Source organism: Komarekiella delphini-convector SJRDD-AB1 (assembly GCF_014831675.1).
GTDB lineage: Bacteria > Cyanobacteriota > Cyanobacteriia > Cyanobacteriales > Nostocaceae > Komarekiella.
In genome coordinates this window covers 170,638-192,703 of record NZ_VJXY01000002.1, presented here as the reverse complement: position 1 = coordinate 192,703, position 22,066 = coordinate 170,638, and the positions used below count along the sequence as shown (strand labels likewise).

The following is a 22,066-nucleotide window of genomic DNA, read 5'->3' as shown; positions in this document are numbered from 1 at the left end:
CTTTGTCCTTTGTCTGTGAAGTTCTGTTTGACCACCGAACTTCTGTTTGGTCTTCTCTACGAGAAGGAAAGGCGTTAGCCTAGCCAGATGCTCACGGACTCGCTCTAAGCGTACTCCTACGAAGAAGCAAGAGAAGTCTGAGCGGTTCGCGTTGGCGTAGCCTCTGTCTACGACACGCTACGCGAACGTAGAGAAGCGTTTGGTAGAGAGGCTTCCGACGCTTCTACGTCACTCTAAGCGTTGGCGCAGCCTCTCGTAGAGAAGGCTTTACGCTGCGCTATCCTTTGGCGAAGCCCGCCGTAGCGAAAATCTCTGTAGGCAGGTTTCCCAACCTAGGAAACTTTTCAAGACAGGCATCAGAACTTCGGGAGCGTCTCCTAGAGAAGCAATGCCAACGGCAAAGCCTCTCGTAGAAAAGAGAAGGCTTTACGCTGTGCTATTTATCACCGGACACCAACGTTTAGAGTTCTGGCAAGCCGACGCACCTTGCGGGATATTGCTACAGATTTATCTGTTTGTCTTTTGTCATTAGTTCTTTTTCTTTCACTAATGACTAGTGACTATTAAGCTGATTCTGGCTTCGGTAATGAAGATGGATGCATTATCAATTCAGCGGTTGATCGCTTCTCAACCATCTCCCGCGTTACTGTGCAGCGCGTTACGTCCTTACGGGATGGTAACTCGTACATTACATCCAGCATCAGTTCTTCTACAATACCCCGTAGTGCTCTAGCACCAGTTTTACGACGGTAAGCTTCTTGAGCGATCGCCCGCAAAGCTTCTTGTTTAAAATCTAGCTGCACATTATCCATCTTCAGCAGTTTTTGGTATTGCTTCACTAGAGCACTGCGTGGTTGCGTCAGAATCGCCATCAGCGCTTCTTCGTCTAGTGGCTCTACTACTGCTACCATTGGAACTCTGCCGATGAATTCTGGAATCATGCCAAATTTCACCAAGTCGTCCGGTTCTAGATGGCGGAGAGTATCTGCTGCCCGTTTTTCCTTCGACTGGCCTTCTCCTGGTTGCACAAAGCCTATTGCTTTTTTGCCAACTCTCTGATCCACAACCTTTTCTAAACCTACGAAAGCACCACCACAGACAAATAGGATATTACTGGTATCAATCTGGATGCAGTCTTGATAGGGATGCTTACGTCCTCCTTGGGGTGGTACGTTAGCGATCGTTCCCTCTAACATTTTCAGTAAAGCTTGCTGCACACCTTCGCCAGAAACATCGCGGGTAATCGAAGGATTCTCACTCTTACGCGCAATTTTGTCAATTTCATCAATGTAGATAATTCCCCGCTGTGCTTCCTCAACATCCAAATCTGCCACCTGTAACAGTCGCAGCAAGATATTTTCTACATCTTCTCCTACATATCCTGCTTCCGTCAGCGTCGTGGCATCGGCGACAGCAAAGGGTACATCAAGAATTTTCGCTAAGGTTTGCGCCAAGAGAGTCTTGCCACAACCAGTCGGGCCAATTAACAAAATATTAGACTTTTGCAGTTCTACCGCATCATCCGCCGCTCCACCTTTGCCATTGGCTTTAGACTGAATGATCGCCAGCCGTTTGTAGTGATTATAAACTGCGACTGATAAAACCTTTTTAGCTTCGTCTTGACCAATGACATGTTCGTCTAGATACTTTTTGATCTCTCTCGGTTTAGGTATTTGATTAAACGAGAGATTAGAAGAACGGGCACGACGTTTTTGAGGCGGTTCTGACCGTGGTGCTGGTTGCGCTGCCGCACCATTCGTGTCGAGTAACTCCTCATCTAGAATCTCATTACACAAGTCAACGCATTCATCGCAGATGTAGACTCCCGGCCCCGCGATCAATTTACGCACCTGCTCTTGAGACTTGCCACAAAACGAACATTTTAAATGGGAGTCGTACTTAGACATACCAGCCTCTTATTTCAGAATGGTGACGTTTTCCCCTGCTGTGGGAAGATTTTGTCTGGAAATGACTTGATCGATCAAACCGTAGTTCTTTGCCTCTTCTGCCGACATAAAAAAGTCGCGCTCAGTATCTGCTTCAATTCTTTCTAAGGGTTGACCAGTATGCTGAGCCATTAACTGATTCAACTTAGCCTTAATATAAAGAATTTCTCTGGCTTGAATTTCTATGTCAATGGCTTGTCCTTGAGCTCCACCCAGTGGTTGATGAATCATGATGCGGGAGTCGGGCAAAGACATGCGCTTACCCGCAGTCCCTGCTGTTAACAAAAATGCCCCCATGCTCGCAGCTAATCCAAAACAGATAGTGACAACATCAGGACGAATCTGCTGTATTGTATCATAGATTGCCATCCCTGCGTAGACCGAGCCACCAGGAGAATTAACATAAAGTTGAATGTCTTTTTCTGAGTCTTCGGCGTCGAGGAACAACAACTGAGCCACAATTGAATTGGCTACGGCGTCGTCTATTGGGGTTCCCAAAAAAATAATCCGCTCTCGCAGCAGGCGGGAGTAAATGTCGAAAGCCCTTTCTCCCATACCAGACTGTTCTACCACCATCGGCACGATGTTGCTAGGGCTGTTCAACTGGGAGTTAATTTTTGTAATATTGGAACTGCTGATTGGGTAATTTCCCGACTGTGATACAAGCATACAAGAACATTTGACAATAAGTGGTACAGAGTTTAAAGCAGCGATGATGCTAACACCAAGGGCGTACGCTGCTTTTATTGCGGATGAGATTTTTATTTGAGCTACGTGTTAACCATTATGCCTCATATAAATTCTTCTCGTGCAACCCAGTATTAAGCTAAGACGGTAACAACGTAGCTATTTATTGAAGATTCCTTCATTATTCTGGCTTTATCAGTCCTGAGTCGTAAGTGTTGAGTTGTAGAGCGAAAATAATTTGGAATTTTTCTCCCTTCCTCATTCCCCTCACCTCACCAATTCCTTAACTTAGAACTGGTAGACTCGTTGCTGTTGGAATTTTCATTGTTCTTGTGTAGCTTCTGTTGGCGCTTCGCTGCTTTCTTCCTCTATATTAGGGGCATCTAATTCTGCTGCTGCTTCTGCTTTCGTTTCTTCTGTAGCACTCAAAGAGCCTTCAGGTACAAGTTCAACTGATGAATGTGCCAGTAGCCAATCAATGATTTTTTCAGTTAATAGTTCGTTTTCTACAACTGATTGCAGTCTTTCGGTGTCAATGTCTTGATCTGTATACTGCTCTAGCAGTTCTGTAACTCTGGCTTGAATTTCTTCTGGTGTCACCTGGATTGATTCGCGTTTACTGACTTCTCGTAAGGATAGAGAGCGCTTTAGACGTTCAATTGCCTCAGTACGCGATCGCTCTCGCAATTGAGGAATAATATCTTGAGTAAACAACTTCTTGACATCTAATCCCTGTTGAGATAGCCGAATCGCTGTTTGCGTCAACATCGCATCTACTTCCTGCTCAATCAACGTTGCTGGCAAATCAACTTCTACATGCTTGAGCAGTTCTACTAACAGTGCTTCCTGCTTATTTGTTTTGGTTTTCTCCTCAGCCTCCTTTTGATATCGCTCTTCTAGAGAAGCACGTAATTCCGCTAAAGTTTCAAAATCGCTGACTTCTTGAGCAAAGTCATCATTCAATTCTGGTAGCTCTTTTTCCTTTAATTCTTTGATTGTCACTGTGAAAGTTGCCGCTTTTCCAGCTAATTCTTCGTTGACATAAGGATCTGGGAACTGAGCCGAAATTTCTCTAGTTTCTCCAGGATTCATTCCTATCATGCCAGAGACAAAACCCGGAATAAACTTATCTTCCTGTAACTCTAGTTGAAAATCAGTTGCTTCACCGCCGGGAATTGGTGTTGGTTCGACTGTTTCGTCTTCGCCCTCAGTTTTAGAGAGCATACCTTTAAAATCAACTACGGCAATATCGCCGAATTGGGCTGCACGTCCTTCTACAGGAATCAGTGTCGCCAATTCTTCACGTTCCTTGTTTAAGACACTCTCAACTTGAGTTGGATCGTACTTGACGTCCTCTGCTGTGGCTTGCAAATCGGTGTACTGCACCAGATTTATTTCTGGTTCCACATCGACAGCAGCGGAAATGGTCAAGGGTTTTCCTGGTTCATAATTATTAATCAAGTCATCAAACGAGGAGCGCAATTGTGGCTGACCAATTGCCTGGATAGCCTCTTGCTTAACTGCTTGCTCGATGCCGTCTTGAATTAGTTCTTCTAGCGCTGCTGCCTTGATTCGAGTGATGCCTAGGCGTTGTAGCAATATTGGTCTAGGCACTTTGCCCTTGCGAAACCCAGGAATATTGGCAGTGCTAGCTAAGTTTTTAATGACCTGTTCGTAAGTTTGCTTGGTAATTTCCGGCGTAATCTCTATTTCCAAACCAATTTGGCTGGCGGGAAGTTTCTCCTGGGTGACTTTCATGCTATGTCTCTAGTTTTCTGCTGGTATTTTAAACTCCGAGTACACACAAGACACGATTAATCGCTTTTCTGGCTTGATGTCTCTTGATTATGATGAGAGATGACCACACGACATTATCAGATCTTTAGGATAGATATTTGTCTTGGGGCAGAGATCCAGTTTACTGCCAATGACAAAGGACTAAACATTTTACCGCCATAACAATTAGTAATAAGTCACCGATTTACTGTTCGCCGTTGCAGGAAAGCGAAGCCATCGGGATGCGGGTCTTACTACCCAGCTGTTCAGAAATAACGGTTTTTTGTGTATTTTAGACACAAGGGAGACGCGCAAAGGCTTGCACATCTCGGCAGTGATACAGCTATCAGAGGCTTTCGCATCTCAGAGTTTTCGCTGAGTCTTGAGCATTAATGTTGAAAAAGTATATCAATATTCTTCGTTTTACGGTTTTCTCACCTTGAATTTGGCATTTTTAATTCAGGACTTATTATCAGAGAGCTAACACCGTGATATTCTAGTTCTCAACCAGCAGTTCGTAACTTCAAGGTTGAGTCAGTTGTACCATTCGGTCTGACTGCATTGTAAAATAATACTACAGCTATTGCTTTACTCAATAGCTAGATACTCGGTTAATTTTGTTCTGAATCATAGTAGTAAATCTATTATCCTAATAACCAACTTTATAGGCAGTACACTCGTTTATTTTAGAGGTGACACATCTAAGTGCAGATATCTCTACTTTCTACTGAATAGTAATTTGTCATATACTATGTAGAATATGGAGTTTGAACTAACGAAAAAGTTGAGTAAAAATTGTTGTAAATTGCAACATTACTTAACCTAGACTCATATTATAGAAAAAATAAATGCATTATTTTATATAAATCTATTAAATTAAATTAGTTAGATAGAGAAAAATTAAAAGTATTCAAATCTATTTAATGACTGCATATTGCCATTTAGATATACGTAAATCATAAATTGTTCAAAAAAATTGCACATAAACCTCTTAAAGGAGGAAGCCAGGTTGTCTAAATTTTATCGTGTAGCTATTTTGGGAGCAACTGGTGCTGTTGGCACAGAGTTGCTGGAATTACTGGAGCACCGTAATTTTCCTATTGCTGATTTAAAGTTATTGGCGTCAGAGCGGAGTGCAGGACGGACGCTAAAGTTTAAAGGAGAAAATTTACTGGTTGAGCCAGTGAGCGATCGCGCCTTTGAGAATGTAGACTTAGTACTAGCTAGCGCAGGTGGTTCCACATCCAAAACTTGGACAGCAGTTGCAACACAAAAGGGTGCAGTGGTAATAGATAACTCCAGTGCTTTTCGGATGAATCCAGAAGTACCATTGGTAGTGCCAGAGGTGAATCCATTAGCTGCCGCCAATCACCAAGGCATTATTGCCAACCCTAACTGCACGACAATTTTAATGACAGTAGCAGTATGGCCCTTGCATAAAGTGAAACCAGTGCAACGCATTGTAGTATCTACCTACCAATCTGCTAGTGGCGCTGGTGCAAAAGCAATGGCAGAAGTCAAAACCCAAACAAACGCTATATTACAAGGACAGCCACCAGTTGCCGAGGTATTACCTTACCCGTTGGCATTTAATTTATTTCCACATAACTCCCCATTAAATGATTTGGGGTATTGTGAAGAAGAAATGAAAATGGTCAACGAAACTCGAAAAATTTTTGGCACTCAAAAAATCAGAATTACCGCAACTTGTGTACGGGTTCCCGTACTCCGTGCTCATTCAGAAGCAATCAATCTCGAATTTGAGAGTCCTTTTAGCTCAGATGAAGCTAGAAAAATTTTAAATCACTCCCCTGGAGTAAAATTGGTAGAAAATTGGGAGAATAATCATTTCCCTATGCCAATTGAAGCAACTGGTAAAGATGAAGTTTTAGTAGGAAGAATTCGACAAGATATTTCTCATCCATGCGGCTTAGAACTTTGGCTGTGTGGTGATCAAATCCGAAAAGGCGCAGCGTTGAATGCAGTACAAATTGCCGAATTGTTGGTTGAAAAAAATCTACTTAAAGTTAATAAAGCATACGTTTCAAGCTAGTTATTGCTCATTAGTCATTAATTCAAGAACAAATGTGGGAATCACGCTTGAAAGCAATTTGCAGATAGGTTATTACAATATAAATCCACCAAGATACAAAAACAAAGAGGGTAATTTAGGAGTGAAAAGAGGGTGGGAGATTTTGGCAGCGTTTTAACCGCTATGATTACACCGTTTAAAGCAGACGGTAGTGTCAACTATGATGTAGCGGCAGAATTGGCAGCGCATCTAGTAAGCAACGGTACAGATACATTGGTGGTGTGCGGTACAACAGGGGAATCTCCTACCCTGAGTTGGGACGAGGAATACCAGTTGTTTGTCGAGGTATTGCAGTCTGTGGCAGGAAAAGCCAAGGTTATAGCAGGGTGTGGCTCCAATTCCACCAAAGAAGCGATCGCAGCAACCCAAAAAGCAGCTAAAATAGGAGTCCATGGTTCGTTACAAGTTGTTCCTTATTACAACAAACCGCCGCAAGCAGGACTAGAAGCGCACTTTCAGGCGATAGCACAAGCCTGTCCCGACCTACCGTTGTTGTTATACAATATCCCTGGTCGTACCGGACAAAACCTTCAGCCAGAAACAGTTGCCCGGTTAGCTCAGGTCAACAATATTGTCGGGATTAAAGAATCCACTGGTAACATAGATCAGGCAAGCGAAATTCGCCGCTTGACACCAAAAGAGTTCCAGATATACTCTGGTGATGATTACATGACCTTGCCCTTGTTAGCAATCGGGGCAAAGGGTGTTGTAAGTGTGGCTTCTCATCTGGTAGGAAACCAACTACAGCAGATGATCCAAGCTTTTAGTACGGGTAAAATTGAAGTTGCCACTGAAATTCATCTTCAACTATTCCCGTTGTTTAAAGCTTTATTTTTAACTTCAAATCCCATTCCGGTTAAAAAAGCACTGAAACTTCGAGGTTGGGAGGTTGGTTCAACTCGTCTGCCGTTATGCGAAGAAGCGGATTCAGAAGTCAGTCAAAAGTTAGAGGTGGTTCTTAAAGAACTGAGTTTAATCTAAGCACCAGCTTATTGAGTGCTGGCAATTTGCTAGTTGCCAAAGACAGATATAAACAACGGTCATAATTGTTAACAGGTTGCAATCGAAATACCTGTGTTAGGACTGATAGATATACTATGAATCCTTCACTGTACAGTCAATTTTATTGAACAAAAAATTGAACATCTAACAATTAAAATTTGGTTGCTTTTAGACTGACTTAATAGACAGCTTAAATTGTCTTTAATACAAGATCGCTAACTATCAACTGATTAACAACAAACAAAAATCTAAGGAGAAAATGGCTAAAAACGAAGCTAACTCCGCCCTAAAAATTATTCCTTTGGGTGGTTTGCATGAAATTGGAAAAAATACCTGTGTTTTCGAGTATGACGATGAAATTATCCTGTTAGATGCAGGATTGGCATTTCCTACAGAAGCAATGCATGGGGTAAATATTGTTCTGCCAGATACGACATATTTACGGGAAAATCGTCACAAAATTAAAGGGATGATTGTCACCCACGGTCATGAAGACCATATCGGTGGAATTGCTTTTCACCTGAAGCAATTTGACATACCTGTGATTTATGGCCCAAGACTAGCAATGGCAATGCTAGAGGGTAAATTGGAAGAAGCAGGAGTGCGCGATCGCACGGAGTTAAGAAAAGTTTTACCACGTGATGTAGTGCGGATTGGCAAAAACTTTTTAGTAGAATATATCCGCAACACTCACTCCATCGCTGATAGCTTCACTGTTGCCATCCATACACCTCTTGGTGTCGTTATCCACACAGGAGATTTTAAAATCGACCACACCCCAGTGGATGGTGAAAAGTTTGACTTGCAACGCCTAGCAGAACACGGTGAAAAAGGCGTTTTGGCGCTCTTAAGTGATTCAACAAATTCAGAAGTACCAGGATTCACCCCTTCAGAACGTTCAGTTTATCCCAATCTTGACCGGGTATTCAGTCAAGCCACTGGGCGACTGTTTGTCACGACCTTTGCTTCCTCAGTGCATCGCATCAACATGATTTTGGATCTGGCGAAGAAGCAAAATCGTGTAGTGTCAGTTGTAGGGCGTTCGATGCTGAATTTGATTGCTCATGCCCGCAATCTAGGTTACATCAAGTGTGAAGATAACCTGCTGCAACCATTGCACGCAGTCCGTAACATGCCTGATGAAAGAGTGCTGATTCTCACTACAGGTTCTCAAGGTGAGCCAATGTCAGCTATGACCCGTATTGCTAACAAAGAACACCCCCACATTAAAATTCGCCCAGGAGACACAGTAGTATTCTCTGCAAACCCGATTCCGGGAAACACAATCGCTGTAGTCAACACCATCGATAAATTGATGATTCAAGGGGCAAAAGTAGTCTATGGTCGGGATAAAGGGATTCACGTCTCTGGTCATGGCTGTCAGGAAGACCAAAAGTTAATGATTGCCTTAACTCGACCCAAGTTTTTCGTGCCAGTTCACGGCGAACATCGGATGCTGGTAAAGCACTCGGAAACGGCTCAGAGTATGGGCATTCCCGCAGAAAACATGATAATTATCCAGAATGGCGATGTGGTGGAACTTACCGAAGATTCTCTGCGGGTTGGGGGTAAAGTGCCATCTGGTATAGAACTTGTGGATACTACCAGTTCTGGAATGGTGAGCGCCAAGGTACTGCAAGAACGGCAACGCATGGCAGAGGAAGGTATTGTTACCATTGCCGCTGCTATTGATTGGAATGGCAAACTCATGGCCAAGCCAGAAATTCATCTGCGCGGTGTCGTGACAAGTATGGAGCGATCGCTTGTGCAAAAATGGGTGCAACAGCGAATTGAAGAAATCCTGACTGTGCGCTGGTCAGAATTTGCTGCCCCCGAAAGTGAAGCAGCAGATATAGACTGGGGTGGATTGCAAGGAACTTTAGAGCGGGAATTGCAACGTTCTATCCGTCGAGAATTGCAATGTCAACCATCTGTAACTTTGTTAATGCAAATTCCTGATGAGCCGCCTGTGAAAGTCGCTGACGGCAGAAGACGCCGGACTCGTACTGCTGCTCAGGTAGCATCGTAGGGAATTCAAGATAAAAATCTCACGCAGAGGCGCAGCGGAAAGTCTGAGCGGAGGTTTCCTCCGAACAGAACTTTCCAAGACAGAGACGCAGAATTCTTCTGAGCGTCTTTGCGCTTTGGTGGGAAATTTAGAGAAAAACCATTTGCCTTAATAATTGTTTCTCAAACTTTTGGAGAACTAACCCTGATGGCGCCGCAGTTGTTTTCAGCGTAGGTTTGTTGTTTTTATTCAACTTTTAGTTCACGCACGCACATTCAGTTAACCAACAAGTAAACTAGAAACAGAGTACATACTGTTAACGGCGCTCCAAAACGCAAATGCTCCCAAAAAGTCAGCTTGTAACCAAGCTCAGCAGCAGCTTCTACAGTGATCAGGTTAGCGACTGCACCAAATAAGGTGAGATTGCCTGCTAAAGTTGAGCCGGCTGCTAGTAATAGCCAAGACTTGGTATCATTTTGAGAAATTAGGGGTTGAAGTAAGAGTACAGCCGGAACATTAGAAATCAAGTTGGACAGCATAACAGTTACACCCAATAAACTCGCAGCTGAGTTAACCGCGTGGGTAAATGGCTGTAGCAAATTCAACTTCTGTGTAGCTCTAGTCAGGATAAACAGTCCAGAAAACATCACTAGCAAGTTCCAATCCACCTTTTTCAAAATGCGGTGGGGTTTTATCCGTCGAGTGATTAGCAATAAGCTAGCAGCTACTAAGGCAGACTCAGCTAAGGGTAAACCAACAGTAAATGCAATTAGTAACCCGGTGGTGATCAGTAAACTTTTATTAAATAAGGGTTTGAAGATGCGTTCTTTGCTAATGGGTATCTGTTGGCGAGGCTGGGTAGAGCGAACATCTGGGTAAAGTAGCCACAGTAGTCCTATTTGAATTACCAAGCCAGTTAGGGCAACGGGAGCCAACGCCCGCAGAAAATCTAGATAGGAGATGCCGGAAAAGGAGCCAATTAGGATGTTTTGGGGATTACCGCTCAAGGTTGCTACTGAGCCGATGTTAGTTGCACCGGCGATCGCAAGTAAGTAAGGAATCGGATTTAAACCCAAAGCTTCAGTCAAGCTCAAGGTCAAGGGTGTAAAAATTAGCGCCAGGGTGTCATTGAGAAAAAAAGCGGAGAGGATACCACTACCAAAAGTTAAGGCAATCAATAAGCCTAGCGGGCTGCGAGTCACACTCAATATCACTGACAGCGATCGCCGAAAAAATCCTGCAAAAGATAGGTTGGCATTGACTACCATCATACTCAGTAGAAATACAATGGTATTGGCATCAATTGCCTGCCAAGCCTCCTGCAAATTCAGAGCACCTAAAGCAATTAAAAAGGCAGACCCGACCAAAGCAATGGTGGCGCGGTTCATGCGTAAACCCGGAATGTAACCCAATGCTAATCCTAGGTAAGTCAGCCCTAATACGCTATAAGTTGCAAATTGCAGAATAATCACTTCTATTACCGAACCATTAGGGGCAGAGATTTCTTGCGGCAAACTACCCCTGAAGGTCTAACATCCTTCTGTAGTTGCGAGTGCTGGAAGCTGATGATTGGGCTTCTCAAAAGCCTATGCTTAAACTTCTCTGTGCTTGTGAAGCATTCAGCCACCAGCAAAATTATTTCCATCGCTAATATTTATACTTACCAAAATTAATTACAGGAATTAATTAGATTAAATTTTGTAAATGTTACAATAGAACCTGTCCAATGGCAGATGTCTTTATTAAAATTTAAACTGTGTCAAGATATGAACAAGATCAGTGGTACTACACTACCACTCCGCAAAATTTGCGATTAACTTGATGTAGTAATAAATTAGGTTCTGACTTAAGTGGCTACTCAAACACTATATTGTATCGTCAGTCAGAACACGATTCTTCCGGGAAAGGTCGTTGCCACTTTGTATATATTCATCGGAAAGATGAATACCCTCAATAACACAGAGGACTAACCATGAAGGTATTTAATAATACCACAAAAAAGATTTTTTTGGCAAGCTGGGTATTGATCAGTCAAGCAGAGGCTAGTGATGCTCATGTAACCCAGTTGCACCGTTCTACTTCCAAGTCTTACTATAATATTCTCCAACCTTTAAGGCAGCGAGTAGACAGCATTCAAGTTCGCGATCGCCAATTAGCTCACCGTTTGTGCAAACTGATTCCATCTCAGTGCCCCTTTGAGCGCGATGTCAAATTATTCGGGAAAACCTTGTTTCACATTCCGCCAATGTGTAAGCTTAACCCCTTATATGATGAAGTCGTTGGCTTACGTTTCCGAGCGATGTGCTATCTAGCCGATGAATGTGGTGAGGATGTGTCGCAGTACTGTTAACACAGAGTCAGTCAATAGTTCAATCATTAATAGTCCAGGGTCAATGGCAGTTGCTTTTGACTCTGGACTTTGAACTTTTCGACCATTTTTAATTTCTAATTCTCCTGTCCTGCCATTTTTGGATAGCATCTTGAGCATCTTCATAAGCGGCCGTTACTTCTGGGACTAGAGCAGCAGTTTTAATTGCCGCATTGAGTTCTCCTTGAGCAGCACGACTTTTAGCTAAATCTAAAATTTTTTCACTCCATTTATTGATCAATTTTTGAGCAGTATCAAAGCCTGGCTGACCTGATGGTATTCTCTTGGCAACTTCGATAGCACGATTGTAAGTAGATGCCTGTCCGGGCTTAATCAAAGCATTCGCTGCGTCTAAAAGAGTTTTATTGCTCACATACTGCTTGCCTTCTATCCGCCACTGGTTAATTGCTGCTTGTGCTTTGGCATAAAGGGCTTCGTCTTTGGTGATTAACTGCGCGGTCGCAATGGCATTACCATATCGCCTTTGTCTAGCACGACTCTCGGCTAAATCTAAAATCATCCGGCTCCAAATCTTTATATTCTCCTGAGCTTGTTCGTAAAGCGGTTCACCGGGTTGAATTTTCCGGGCTGTGGCGATCGCCAAGCTCAGATCGCTAGCTTGAGTTGGCCGGAGCGACATTTTCCCTAAGTCTAATACTGCTTGATTCCGTTTTGACTGGGAGCTAGAAGCTATTTGTGTTCTGGGGCGAGTTTTTGATTGACCTGATGAGGGATTAATTTCATTGATGGAGCGACCATCTGGTGAATCCTGGAACGTAGGATCACTAGCAGCAGTGGGTGATTCCCTTGATATTTGCTTAATTCTAAAAGTTGCTTGATTGCGGAGAAAAAGGACTGCGATTAAACCTGCTACTACCATGCTGCCTCCACCCCACAACATAAACTGTTTCCACAAGGAGATATCTGCCTGATTCGCTGGCAATCGGGAGACATAGGCTTGAGAAGAGGAGCCAGCATCGTGAATGGGTTTATCTTGTTGAGATAACTGGTGTGAAGGAATCACTTCTAAGGAAGTTTCCTGCATCGGATTTGTATCTGGAAGAGTGCCTACTGGCTCGGAAGCTGATATAACTACTTCTTCGTCTCCTGCTTTTTGTTGGGAGGATTGACTCACAGTAGTTTGTACTGTTGTGTCTTCTCCCCACTTACCTTGATCTGCTGAAGTTCTAGAAGGATTGTCATCAAGTGGGGGAGCTGCACGAGCAACAGCAAAGGATTCTTCTGGATAAATAATCGGATCTGCTTCCAGGTTGCTTTCTACTGCTAATTGCGGCAAGATTATTTGCTGCCTTGATGGGATGATAGTGGCAGGATTTTGGATGGGACGCCAGTGATGTTGACATAATTGGGGCGTGATCAAGTTCAGGTAGCTTTCTAAATCAGCTAAGCTGTTGCCATTCCCAGAACGCAAAGCTTCTAACAACGCCGCTGTAAAGAATCCATGACCTAGGTCGCTATTTTCGTGTGAGAATTGTTCTGGCTGGCAAGAAAGAATTGTGGCAATTTGTAGTTCTTGGGCTAGTTCTATGATTTCTTCGCCAACGGGAGCATCCGCTTGAGTACCAAAAGCGCGGTTGATATCGAATAGTAGTAATGCATTTAAGTCAGCAAGTTTCAGACTTTGCATTAGCGATCGCACTTCTATGCCAGTCTCTAGAACCAGTTCGGGGTTTCCTTCTATTGGTATTAAGTAATCTTTGCCGTTGTAATTGACCCCATAACCGCTAAAGAATAACCACAGATAGTCTTGCGGCTGAAAACTTGTCGCGGCTAAATCTTCAAGCAAAAGCAAAATATTTTCTTTAGTTGGATGGGTTGATCTATTTCCTCTCGGTGGCGAAGTATCTGTCATCAGTAAGCAGTGTTCGCTGGTAAAACCTGCTTCTGTCACCAAAAAATCCTTTAGTGCCTCAGCATCGGCTTGGGCATAACTCAAAGGTTGAAATAACTGATATTGATTGATGCCAATAGCGATCGCCCAGTAATTTGCCATCCCGCTCTTTGTCAGTTATTGTTTGCTGGTCTTAAAATTGCAATTAACTTTGTTGTTGGGGCAAAGCTAACTTATATTTTTTAGTCTAGGTGACTCGGATCAAATTTTTAGATAAAATGTAATTTTTGTTACCTTATAATGGCGAAAAATACTTCCACCGAATTACCATTACAGATCATCAATAAGGAGTTACAAGGTTATGAGCAAAAATTATGCTCACCTACCATCATCGATCATCCCCTTCTCAGTTATTAGCCAAATTGCCACAAGAATCCGGATAGTTCCTTTAGTAGTTTTGCTCATATCTACAGTTCCTACATGGCTTTTGACCGAAGCGATCGCACCTCAGATTGTGCGAGCTTACACCGCTAGAGTTGACCTGGCTATTGACCGCCTACCAGAAGAAAACTACGAAACCATTCTGCGAAGGGCAGAAGCGGCTGCTAGAGCAGCTGCTCAGCGGAGCTTTGATCAAGATATCTTGGTGACAGATGTTTCAATCATCATATCCGTACAAAGTTATGGAGCGATCGCACCAGTCCTGACATTAGAAGTTAGCCGTCCACAATGGCGATCGCGTCCAGATGCTCAACGCTGGGCAACTTACTTCAAAACTGCGCGATCGCTACTGTTCTTTGAAAATCAAACAACCTCTAATTCAGTTCCAGCCGCTACTGTTAGTAGCCCCGCAGTACCTCAACCCACCAAGCCTGCAACAACAGAGGAAGCTACCGATAAGATACCGATGATGGAAGCGCCTCCAAATGGGGCGCTAGATAAACGCTAATCAAGAAGATAAAACACTATAGGAATCTTAAATGATATGTGAATTTTAAGTGATGTATGGTGGCAAAGCCTACCAGACGTGTATTTCAAAAATCAAATAGGAGTCCTATATATTCCAAATGCTACGTTCTAGACTGCCTGTTTAATTCTTCATACTTTCTTTGGTCAGTAGATCGCTTAGAATAAAAAGGTTGTCAAGAATTGCGATCTCCGCTAATATGGCTGTCCCTAAGAAGAAAACGTCCAAGTCTAAACGAGATAAACGCCGAGCTACCTGGAGGCACAAAGCTGTTGTTGAAGCTCAGAAAGCTCTCTCTCTAGGCAAGTCGATTTTAACTGGACGTTCTACATTTGTTTATCCAACAGCTGAAGAAGAGGAAGAAGAATCATAAAAACTCGCGTGAGTTTGGAATTAGCTTGCCTTTGATAAAATCCCAGCGGCTTAATCCTCTGGGAGTGATAAATAACAAGTAAAATATCTGGTTCTCCTAGCTTTTAGCTAATCTGCAAAAAAGCTTGTAAATATCTTGAGAAAACTTATTTTTCTACGACTATGCTAGGAAAATTTTTTCAAAAACCAGAAAAGGAAGAAAGCGAACGCGTCCCTCCAGGCCAACACCTGGCCAAAGGATTCCCCGTATTAACTTATGGTGCAACCCCTCGAGTTAGCACCGAGGAATGGGAATTTCGCGTTTGGGGTTTAGCAAAACCTGTCACTTTCACTTGGTCAGACTTCATAGCACTACCTCAGCATGATTTCACGGCAGATTTCCACTGTGTAACGCGTTGGTCTAAATTGGATGTCAAATGGACTGGCATTAAAGTGACAGACTTTATGAGTCTAATTGAAGTAGATCCAAAATCAGCGCATATTATGGAACACTGCTATGGCGGTTACACCACCAACATTTCAATGGAAGATTTTTTGCGCGAAGAAAACTTTTTTGCCCTTAAAGTCTTTGGTGAGCCGTTACCAGCGGAACATGGTGGCCCAATGCGGTTAGTTGTTCCCCATCTCTACGCTTGGAAAAGCGCTAAGTGGATCAATGGTTTGGAGTTTTTAGGCCGCGAAGAACTTGGCTTTTGGGAGCGTAATGGCTACCATCGCCGTGGCGAACCCTGGACAGAGGAGCGTTACAGTAGCGCCTTTGGGTTTTAATAGTTAGGAGTCAGGAATTAAGAATTTTTAACTCCTGACTCATAACTCTTGATTTTTAATTTTTAACCCAGAAGTTTCTTTATTAGAGGTAATTTACCTTTATAGGGAGCGTACCGCCATTTTAAATCCAGCCACAAGGAGTTTTGTAATACACTTTTGTCATGGGAAAAAATATCGAAACTAGTTTTACCGTGATAGTTGCCAATACCACTATCTCCCACACCACCAAACGGTAAAGATGAAATACCAAACTGCATAAGTGTGTCGTTGATACAGACTCCACCAGATGAAGTTTCCTGCAAAACGCGCTTTTGCAGGTTTTTATTTTGAGAAAATAAGTATAAAGCTAAGGGCTTTGGTTGAGAGTTAATCCAAGCGATCGCTTCAGCGATATTAGTATATTCAATTATGGGTAGCAGAGGGCCAAAAATTTCTTCCTGCATTATAGGATCTACTAAAGAGACATTATCAATTAATGTGGGGGCAATATAACGCTCTGAAGATTTAGTTTCTCCACCGATGATAATTTCACCATCTTTAAGGAAGTTAACTAACCTATCAAAGTGTTTTTGGTTGATAATTCTGGCATAATCAGGACTTTTGTCTGGCTGGCCGCCATAAAATTCTTTTAAACATTTTTGCAGCCCATCTACTAAATCTTTTTTGATTTTCTTGTCAACTAAAAGATAGTCGGGTGCGATACAAGTTTGTCCAGCATTCAGAAACTTCCCCCAAGTAATTCGTCTAATGGTATGTTCAAGATTAATATTAGTATCTACAATACAAGGACTTTTACCGCCTAATTCTAAAGTAACTGGTGTGAGGTGTTTTGCCGCTGCTGCCATGACGACTTTACCCACGGCTGTACCACCAGTAAAAAAGATATGGTCAAACTTTTCTATTAGTAGTTTTTGACTGGTTTCTACGCCTCCTTCTAGCACTGCAATATAATCTAGGTCAAAATATTTAGCAAGAATCTCAGCAAGGATATGAGAAGTATGCGGGGCAAGTTCTGAAGGTTTGATAACTGTACAATTTCCTGCGGCGATCGCACCAACTAACGGTGAAATAATTAAATTGAATGGATAATTCCAAGGGCCGATAATTAAAACAACCCCCAACGGTTCTGAATGAATTCGGGCTGAGTAGGAAAAAAACTCCCAGGAAACTGCTACTTTTTTGGGTTTGATCCAAGTTTTGAGATGTTTTATGGCATAATCCACTTCCTTGATTATGCTAAGTTCTGTTATGTAAATCTCAAATTCTGGCTTACGTAAATCCGCTTGTAATGCCTGAATTATTGCTTGTTCATGCTCAAGAATTGCTTGCTTGAGAGTTTTAAGTTGTTCAATACGAAAATCAACATCTTTAGTTTTGCCAGTTTGAAAAAACTTACGCTGATTAAGAAGAATCTCAGTAATGTTTGATAATTCAGTATTAATCATTTTTTTGTGAAATTAATACAAGTATTAATATATATAAATAATTATTTTTAGTTTATCAAAAAACATATATACAATAGTTATTTTAAAAATTAAACTTTACCTATTAAAAAGTTATAAACTTTTAATTTTAAAAATTTAATAATTCATATTTTATATTTTAATTTTTTTATGATTTTAGAGGTAGAAGTACAATAAATTTACTACCTTCACCCAGATGTGAATTGAGGCGGATTGTGCCTTGATGGGCCTCGACAATTCGGCGGGAAAGATACAATCCTAAGCCACTACCAGAACTCTTATGGCTACCCTGGCGAAATCGTTCAAATAAGGTAGCTTGTTCTTGAGAGGAAATACCTGGGCCGGTATCTGCTATTTCTATGCTCATGTAATCAACAGAATTGGATTTCCAAGATAACTGAGACTGGTTGCTTTCGTCTAATTGGCGTTGAGATGTCAGACGAATGGTAACAGAACCAGAATCAGTAAATTTGATAGCATTACCTATGAGGTTAGTGAATAAACGATGCAGTTCTAAGCGATCGCCCATCACTGTATTCGTGCTTAAATCCTCAGTAAAATCTAGATTTATTGATAGTGTTTTGGCTTGAGCCAAAGGTGTCAATTCTCCAGTTACCTCCTCTAGCAACCTACTCAGATTAACTGGTTGAAGCGCCAAAGTTTTACGGCCGGCTTCAAAGCGATAAACTTCCAATAAAGTATTGACCATAGAAAGCAGATTAGTATTGCTGCGAGCCATGATGGCAATTACTTCCTGCATTTGCGATGATAAACCTCCTAAAGCACCCTGCTGAAACAGCATCAACATCCGATCAGCCGCCACTAACGGAGTGCGTAAATCGTGGGTAAGGCGCGAAACAAAGTCTTCTCGCTGGCGGGCAATTTCATCGCGTTCATCCATACTATGCTTCAAACGCAAAAGCGATCGCACCCTAGCTAGCAATTCATCTACAGTTACAGGTTTGCGGATAAAATCATCAGCACCCAAATCTAACCCGCGGGCGACATTGGGCGCATCATGGGCGGTGATCAGCAGTATTGGGATATATTGCGGTAACTTCATATCTCCACGAATGTGCTTGGTAACTTCGTACCCGTCCATTCCTGGCATCATTAGATCCAGCAACACTAAGTCACAAGGAGATGCTTTAAGTTCTGCCAATGCTGAAATACCATTTTCTGCGGTGCTAATTGTGTAACCTTCTTCTTCCAAGATTGTTTTAATCAAAAATACGTTATCAGGAGAGTCATCGACAACCAAAATTTTGTCAGAGCGAGAAGATTGTAAATTCATGTCGCGACAAGGTTTGGGGTAAAAGTAAATTTTTGTAAAATTAGTTGCATTTGGAGCAAATTTTTTCTATAAATTTTAGTTTTCCTCTCATGCAACAAATATTATTTACTAGTAATTTGATATCAATGGACTAGGGATTTTTCTGCTTGGTTTAACTGCACTGGGTTTTTTGCCAAAAAATAACTCGCTAATATAATTATGGCTGGTAAAATTTTAGAAATAGAATCGTGTAAGCGATCGCCCTAAGTTAATAGTGCCCAATTTTTTAAAGTAACTTGCTCTTTATAGTAGAGTAAATCCCGTAAGTAGGATAGCTTTTAATTAGCATTAGGCACAATTTATTTTCCGAATAGATTGCATAAGGTAAGCCATTGCCTCTAGACATTTTTTGGCGTGAATTATTGATTGCGATTAGGAATGACGAGGCAAACACCTGATCTCAAAATAGGCGATCGCTAACAATTACACAATTTGTACCGTTTGAGTGTTAATTTCTATTAATCTAGCCAGTCTTATATCATTCGTAAACAATATTGCGTTTAGATATTTTGCAGTTGCTACAATTATTGCGTCAGGAAGCCTGAGTTTATATTGTTTGCGAAATTCGATTGTTAAATTCTTAATATTATTATCAACACCGACAACTCTAATTTTATTTAAAAAATCAATAATTTGTGTTTCTTCTTCTAGACTAAAACTCGGATAAGAGAGTAATTCAATCTCAGTAATCACTGAAATAAAATATTGTCCTGATGGTAGTGGATTTACCAACCGACCACCCAAAAAATATAAGGCTATATTTGTATCTAACAATATTAAAGGTTGTATCAACGCCACTCGTCCCTAATTTGCTGCTGATATTCCAGAGGGTCTTGAGTTAATTTAATTACACCCTTATACTTGTTTAAATCAAATTCTTGTTTTTTTTGTGATTGATGCTCCTCTAATATCTTCTCAATTTGCTGCCAGTCCTGGTAATCAATCAATACTGCTACCGGACGCATGGCTTCATCAGTAACAATTTTTTTCTTAAAAGGTAGCATTATTTTTCACATTAGATGCAATGTTAAACTTATTTGATCGTAACTCCAAAACCAAAATTTTAAGAAAGCGATATTCTAACAATTAGACAACCTCAACAAGTAATGTCTACATAAATAATGGAAAGATTACTAAACATCCACATTGAAAAATTACCAGAAGGAGTTTATTTAGCAACATCTGATGAGCTTCAAGGCTTAGTTACTCAAGGACGTACGGTCGCGGAAACTTTAGAAATTGCTCATGATGTAGCACGTAAGTTACTAGAAGCTCAGTCTCAAAACAATGAACCAGATTATTTGCAACCAATAGCTGAGCAGTTTAACTATCCTTTAGTTGTAAGTCAGTAGTTAATTCATAGGTAGGTTAGCTGGGTTTAGCTATAGACAGATTATCAAAATTATCAAATCTTTTGGGTTTATTTTTTACCGTCAGTCCGCAGGAAGCCATGAAATTTGGTTTAATCCTGAAACTAATCGTTATACTACTATTCCCAATCATTTAGGTGATATGCCAGAGGGAATATTGCGTGCGATTTTAAAACAAGCTGGCATTCAGCCAGACGATTTTCTTAACCAATCTTGAAAATCAAAAACGCCAAGTGCGATTGCCCTCCCCTGTTCTTTCTCCGTTCCAACAAAAAAATAGCCGCCTCCATCAGGAAGCAGCTGTTTTTCAATATAAATGACTGATTACAGAATATTAGTAATCGAAGTCGCCGCCACCCATACCACCACCAGCAGCAGGAGCAGCATCTTTCGGCTCAGGTTTGTCAACTACGATACATTCGGTTGTCAACACCATACCAGCAATAGAAGCAGCATTTTGCAGAGCAGAACGAGTTACCTTGGCAGGGTCAACAATACCAGCAGCTAACAAATCGACGAACTCGTTGGTTGCGGCGTTATAGCCAATGTTGAATTCCTTCTCTTTGACGCGTTCAGCGATGACAGCACCATTCTGACCAGCGTTTTCAGCAATCCGCTTCAGAGGCGCAGGCAAAGCACGAGCGACAATCAAAGCCCCAATCAACTCTTCATCCTTAAGACTGCTCTTTGCCCAAGTCTCCAAATCGGGAGCTAAGTGAGCCAGAGTTGTACCACCGCCAGGAACGATACCTTCTTCCACAGCAGCTTTGGTAGCGTTGATAGCGTCTTCTAGGCGCAGCTTTTTGTCTTTCATTTCTGTTTCGGTGGCTGCACCGACTTTTACCACGGCGACACCACCAGAGAGTTTAGCAAGACGCTCTTGCAGCTTCTCTTTATCGTAGGAAGATTCGGTTTCTTCAATTTGACGACGAATCTGCTCAACACGAGCCTTGACACCAGCTTCATTACCTTCGGCAACAATTGTGGTGTTGTCCTTGGTGATGGTGATGCGGCGAGCTTTGCCCAAGCTCTCCAGCTTGGTATTTTCTAACTTCAAACCAGCATCTTCAGTGACTAGTTGACCACCAGTCAATACGGCTATGTCTTCTAGCATAGCTTTGCGGCGATCGCCAAAACCAGGAGCCTTAACAGCAGCAACATTTAGTACACCGCGTAGGCGGTTTACTACTAAGGTTGCCAAAGCTTCTTTTTCGATATCTTCGGCAATAATCACTAGAGGGCGACCTGCACGAGCTACTTGCTCTAGAACTGGTACAAGGTCTTGTACTAAGGCGATTTTCTTGTCAGTTAGTAACAGATAAGGCTCATCGAAAATCGCTTCCATCCGCTCAGGGTCAGTGGCGAAATAGGGAGAGATGTAGCCTTTATCAAAGCGCATCCCTTCAGTGATTTCCAACTCAGTGAACATAGATTTCCCTTCTTCAAGGGAAATTACGCCTTCTTTGCCTACTTTGTCCATGGCTTGGGCTATCATCTGACCAACTTCTTCATCGTTGCCAGCTGAGATAGAACCCACTTGAGCAATGGCTTTAGAATCTTCTACAGGACGAGCGTGTTCAGCAATTTTATCTACCAGGAAGTTGGTAGCTTTATCAATACCGCGCTTCAGCAATATCGCATTAGCACCAGCTGCAACGTTCCGCAAGCCTTCTTTGACGATAGCGTGAGCTAAAACGGTGGCAGTAGTAGTACCATCGCCCGCAGCATCGTTGGTTTTAGAAGCAGCTTGACGAATTAGAGCCACGCCAGTATTTTCAATGTGGTCTTCTAATTCAATTTCTTTAGCGATGGTTACACCGTCATTAACAATTTGCGGTGCGCCAAATTTCTTTTCTAGGACTACGTTACGACCTTTGGGGCCAAGGGTAACAGCTACAGCCTCGGCTAGGATGTCAATGCCTCGCTCTAAGGCACGACGGGCGTTTTCGTTGTAGATAATGCGCTTTGCCATAGGTGTCTAAATTCAGGGAGTAAGTCAACTTTTTCTTGAATTGGGCATTGGGCATTAGGTATTGAGTATCGGGTATTGGGCATCGGTGAT

Annotated in this window: 20 protein-coding genes; 10 read left to right on the top strand and 10 right to left on the bottom strand. The window is 42.1% G+C overall.

Translation table 11 applies throughout. The features are described 5' to 3' along the window. Positions 1–388: 388 nt before the first annotated feature. Positions 389–532 (top strand): hypothetical protein, encoded by a 144-nt coding sequence (locus FNW02_RS03585; RefSeq protein WP_191756212.1) that lies wholly within the window; start codon positions 389–391, stop codon positions 530–532. Between the two features lie 31 nt (positions 533–563). Here the strand turns inward: FNW02_RS03585 and clpX are convergent, their stop codons facing one another. The 3 genes from clpX to tig form a co-directional block, all read right to left on the bottom strand. Next, entirely contained in the window at positions 564–1,907 is a 1,344-nt protein-coding gene (gene clpX / locus FNW02_RS03580; protein ID WP_191756211.1) for an ATP-dependent protease ATP-binding subunit ClpX, read from the bottom strand. Between the two features lie 9 nt (positions 1,908–1,916). After that, entirely contained in the window at positions 1,917–2,615 is a 699-nt protein-coding gene (gene clpP / locus FNW02_RS03575) for an ATP-dependent Clp endopeptidase proteolytic subunit ClpP (protein WP_191756210.1), read from the bottom strand. Between the two features lie 339 nt (positions 2,616–2,954). Next, positions 2,955–4,391: a trigger factor gene (gene tig, locus FNW02_RS03570; protein WP_191756209.1), complete on the bottom strand. Its 1,437-nt coding sequence runs from the start codon at positions 4,389–4,391 to the stop codon at positions 2,955–2,957. Positions 4,392–5,418: 1,027 nt separating this feature from the next. On the opposite strand from tig, the gene FNW02_RS03565 reads away from it, so the two are divergent. From FNW02_RS03565 to FNW02_RS03555, 3 genes are all read left to right on the top strand, one after another. Then, on the top strand, positions 5,419–6,462 hold the full coding sequence (locus FNW02_RS03565; protein WP_191756208.1) for an aspartate-semialdehyde dehydrogenase: 1,044 nt from the start codon (positions 5,419–5,421) through the stop codon (positions 6,460–6,462). Between the two features lie 132 nt (positions 6,463–6,594). After that, positions 6,595–7,482 (top strand): 4-hydroxy-tetrahydrodipicolinate synthase, encoded by an 888-nt coding sequence (dapA, locus tag FNW02_RS03560; RefSeq protein ID WP_191756207.1) that lies wholly within the window; start codon positions 6,595–6,597, stop codon positions 7,480–7,482. A gap of 280 nt (positions 7,483–7,762) precedes the next feature. Next, positions 7,763–9,532, top strand: coding sequence for a ribonuclease J (locus FNW02_RS03555; RefSeq protein WP_191756206.1), 1,770 nt, complete (start codon positions 7,763–7,765; stop codon positions 9,530–9,532). A gap of 254 nt (positions 9,533–9,786) precedes the next feature. Here FNW02_RS03555 and FNW02_RS03550 read toward each other — a convergent pair whose 3' ends face one another. After that, on the bottom strand, positions 9,787–10,983 hold the full coding sequence (locus tag FNW02_RS03550; protein ID WP_191756280.1) for an SLC13 family permease: 1,197 nt from the start codon (positions 10,981–10,983) through the stop codon (positions 9,787–9,789). A gap of 500 nt (positions 10,984–11,483) precedes the next feature. On the opposite strand from FNW02_RS03550, the gene FNW02_RS03545 reads away from it, so the two are divergent. Further along, positions 11,484–11,861 carry a Mo-dependent nitrogenase C-terminal domain-containing protein gene (locus tag FNW02_RS03545; protein ID WP_191756205.1) on the top strand — a complete coding sequence of 126 codons (378 nt, stop codon included), beginning with the start codon at positions 11,484–11,486 and terminating at the stop codon, positions 11,859–11,861. An 88-nt stretch (positions 11,862–11,949) separates the two neighbouring features. Here FNW02_RS03545 and FNW02_RS03540 read toward each other — a convergent pair whose 3' ends face one another. Next, a complete protein-coding gene (locus FNW02_RS03540; protein WP_191756204.1) occupies positions 11,950–13,893 on the bottom strand; it encodes a caspase family protein in 1,944 nt (647 codons plus the stop codon). A gap of 199 nt (positions 13,894–14,092) precedes the next feature. Between FNW02_RS03540 and FNW02_RS03535 the strand changes: the two genes are divergently transcribed. The 3 genes from FNW02_RS03535 to FNW02_RS03525 all read left to right on the top strand — a co-directional run bounded on the left by FNW02_RS03535 (position 14,093) and on the right by FNW02_RS03525 (position 15,838). Next, a complete protein-coding gene (locus tag FNW02_RS03535) occupies positions 14,093–14,680 on the top strand; it encodes a hypothetical protein (protein WP_225225395.1) in 588 nt (195 codons plus the stop codon). Positions 14,681–14,897: 217 nt separating this feature from the next. Beyond that, a complete protein-coding gene (gene rpmF / locus FNW02_RS03530; protein WP_012407602.1) occupies positions 14,898–15,071 on the top strand; it encodes a 50S ribosomal protein L32 in 174 nt (57 codons plus the stop codon). Between the two features lie 161 nt (positions 15,072–15,232). After that, positions 15,233–15,838: a sulfite oxidase-like oxidoreductase gene (locus tag FNW02_RS03525; protein ID WP_191756203.1), complete on the top strand. Its 606-nt coding sequence runs from the start codon at positions 15,233–15,235 to the stop codon at positions 15,836–15,838. Positions 15,839–15,900: 62 nt separating this feature from the next. Here FNW02_RS03525 and FNW02_RS03520 read toward each other — a convergent pair whose 3' ends face one another. The 4 genes from FNW02_RS03520 to FNW02_RS03505 form a co-directional block, all read right to left on the bottom strand. After that, positions 15,901–17,283 (bottom strand): aldehyde dehydrogenase, encoded by a 1,383-nt coding sequence (locus FNW02_RS03520; protein ID WP_191756202.1) that lies wholly within the window; start codon positions 17,281–17,283, stop codon positions 15,901–15,903. 166 nt (positions 17,284–17,449) lie between these two features. Continuing rightward, positions 17,450–18,595 (bottom strand): ATP-binding response regulator, encoded by a 1,146-nt coding sequence (locus tag FNW02_RS03515; RefSeq protein WP_191756201.1) that lies wholly within the window; start codon positions 18,593–18,595, stop codon positions 17,450–17,452. A gap of 462 nt (positions 18,596–19,057) precedes the next feature. After that, positions 19,058–19,432 carry a PIN domain-containing protein gene (locus tag FNW02_RS03510; RefSeq protein WP_191756200.1) on the bottom strand — a complete coding sequence of 125 codons (375 nt, stop codon included), beginning with the start codon at positions 19,430–19,432 and terminating at the stop codon, positions 19,058–19,060. Next, a complete protein-coding gene (locus tag FNW02_RS03505; protein WP_191756199.1) occupies positions 19,423–19,638 on the bottom strand; it encodes a hypothetical protein in 216 nt (71 codons plus the stop codon). Before FNW02_RS03505 ends, FNW02_RS03510 begins: the two co-directional genes overlap by 10 nt. 117 nt (positions 19,639–19,755) lie before the next feature. Here FNW02_RS03505 and FNW02_RS03500 point away from each other — a divergent pair, with 117 nt between their 5' ends. Continuing rightward, positions 19,756–19,986, top strand: a complete 231-nt coding sequence (locus FNW02_RS03500; protein ID WP_191756198.1) for a type II toxin-antitoxin system HicB family antitoxin — start codon at positions 19,756–19,758, stop codon at positions 19,984–19,986. 7 nt (positions 19,987–19,993) lie between these two features. Next, positions 19,994–20,221: a type II toxin-antitoxin system HicA family toxin gene (locus FNW02_RS03495; protein ID WP_191756279.1), complete on the top strand. Its 228-nt coding sequence runs from the start codon at positions 19,994–19,996 to the stop codon at positions 20,219–20,221. 117 nt (positions 20,222–20,338) lie between these two features. On the opposite strand, the gene groL is transcribed toward FNW02_RS03495, so the two are convergent. Further along, entirely contained in the window at positions 20,339–21,976 is a 1,638-nt protein-coding gene (groL, locus tag FNW02_RS03490) for a chaperonin GroEL (protein WP_191756197.1), read from the bottom strand. Positions 21,977–22,066: the final 90 nt, after the last annotated feature.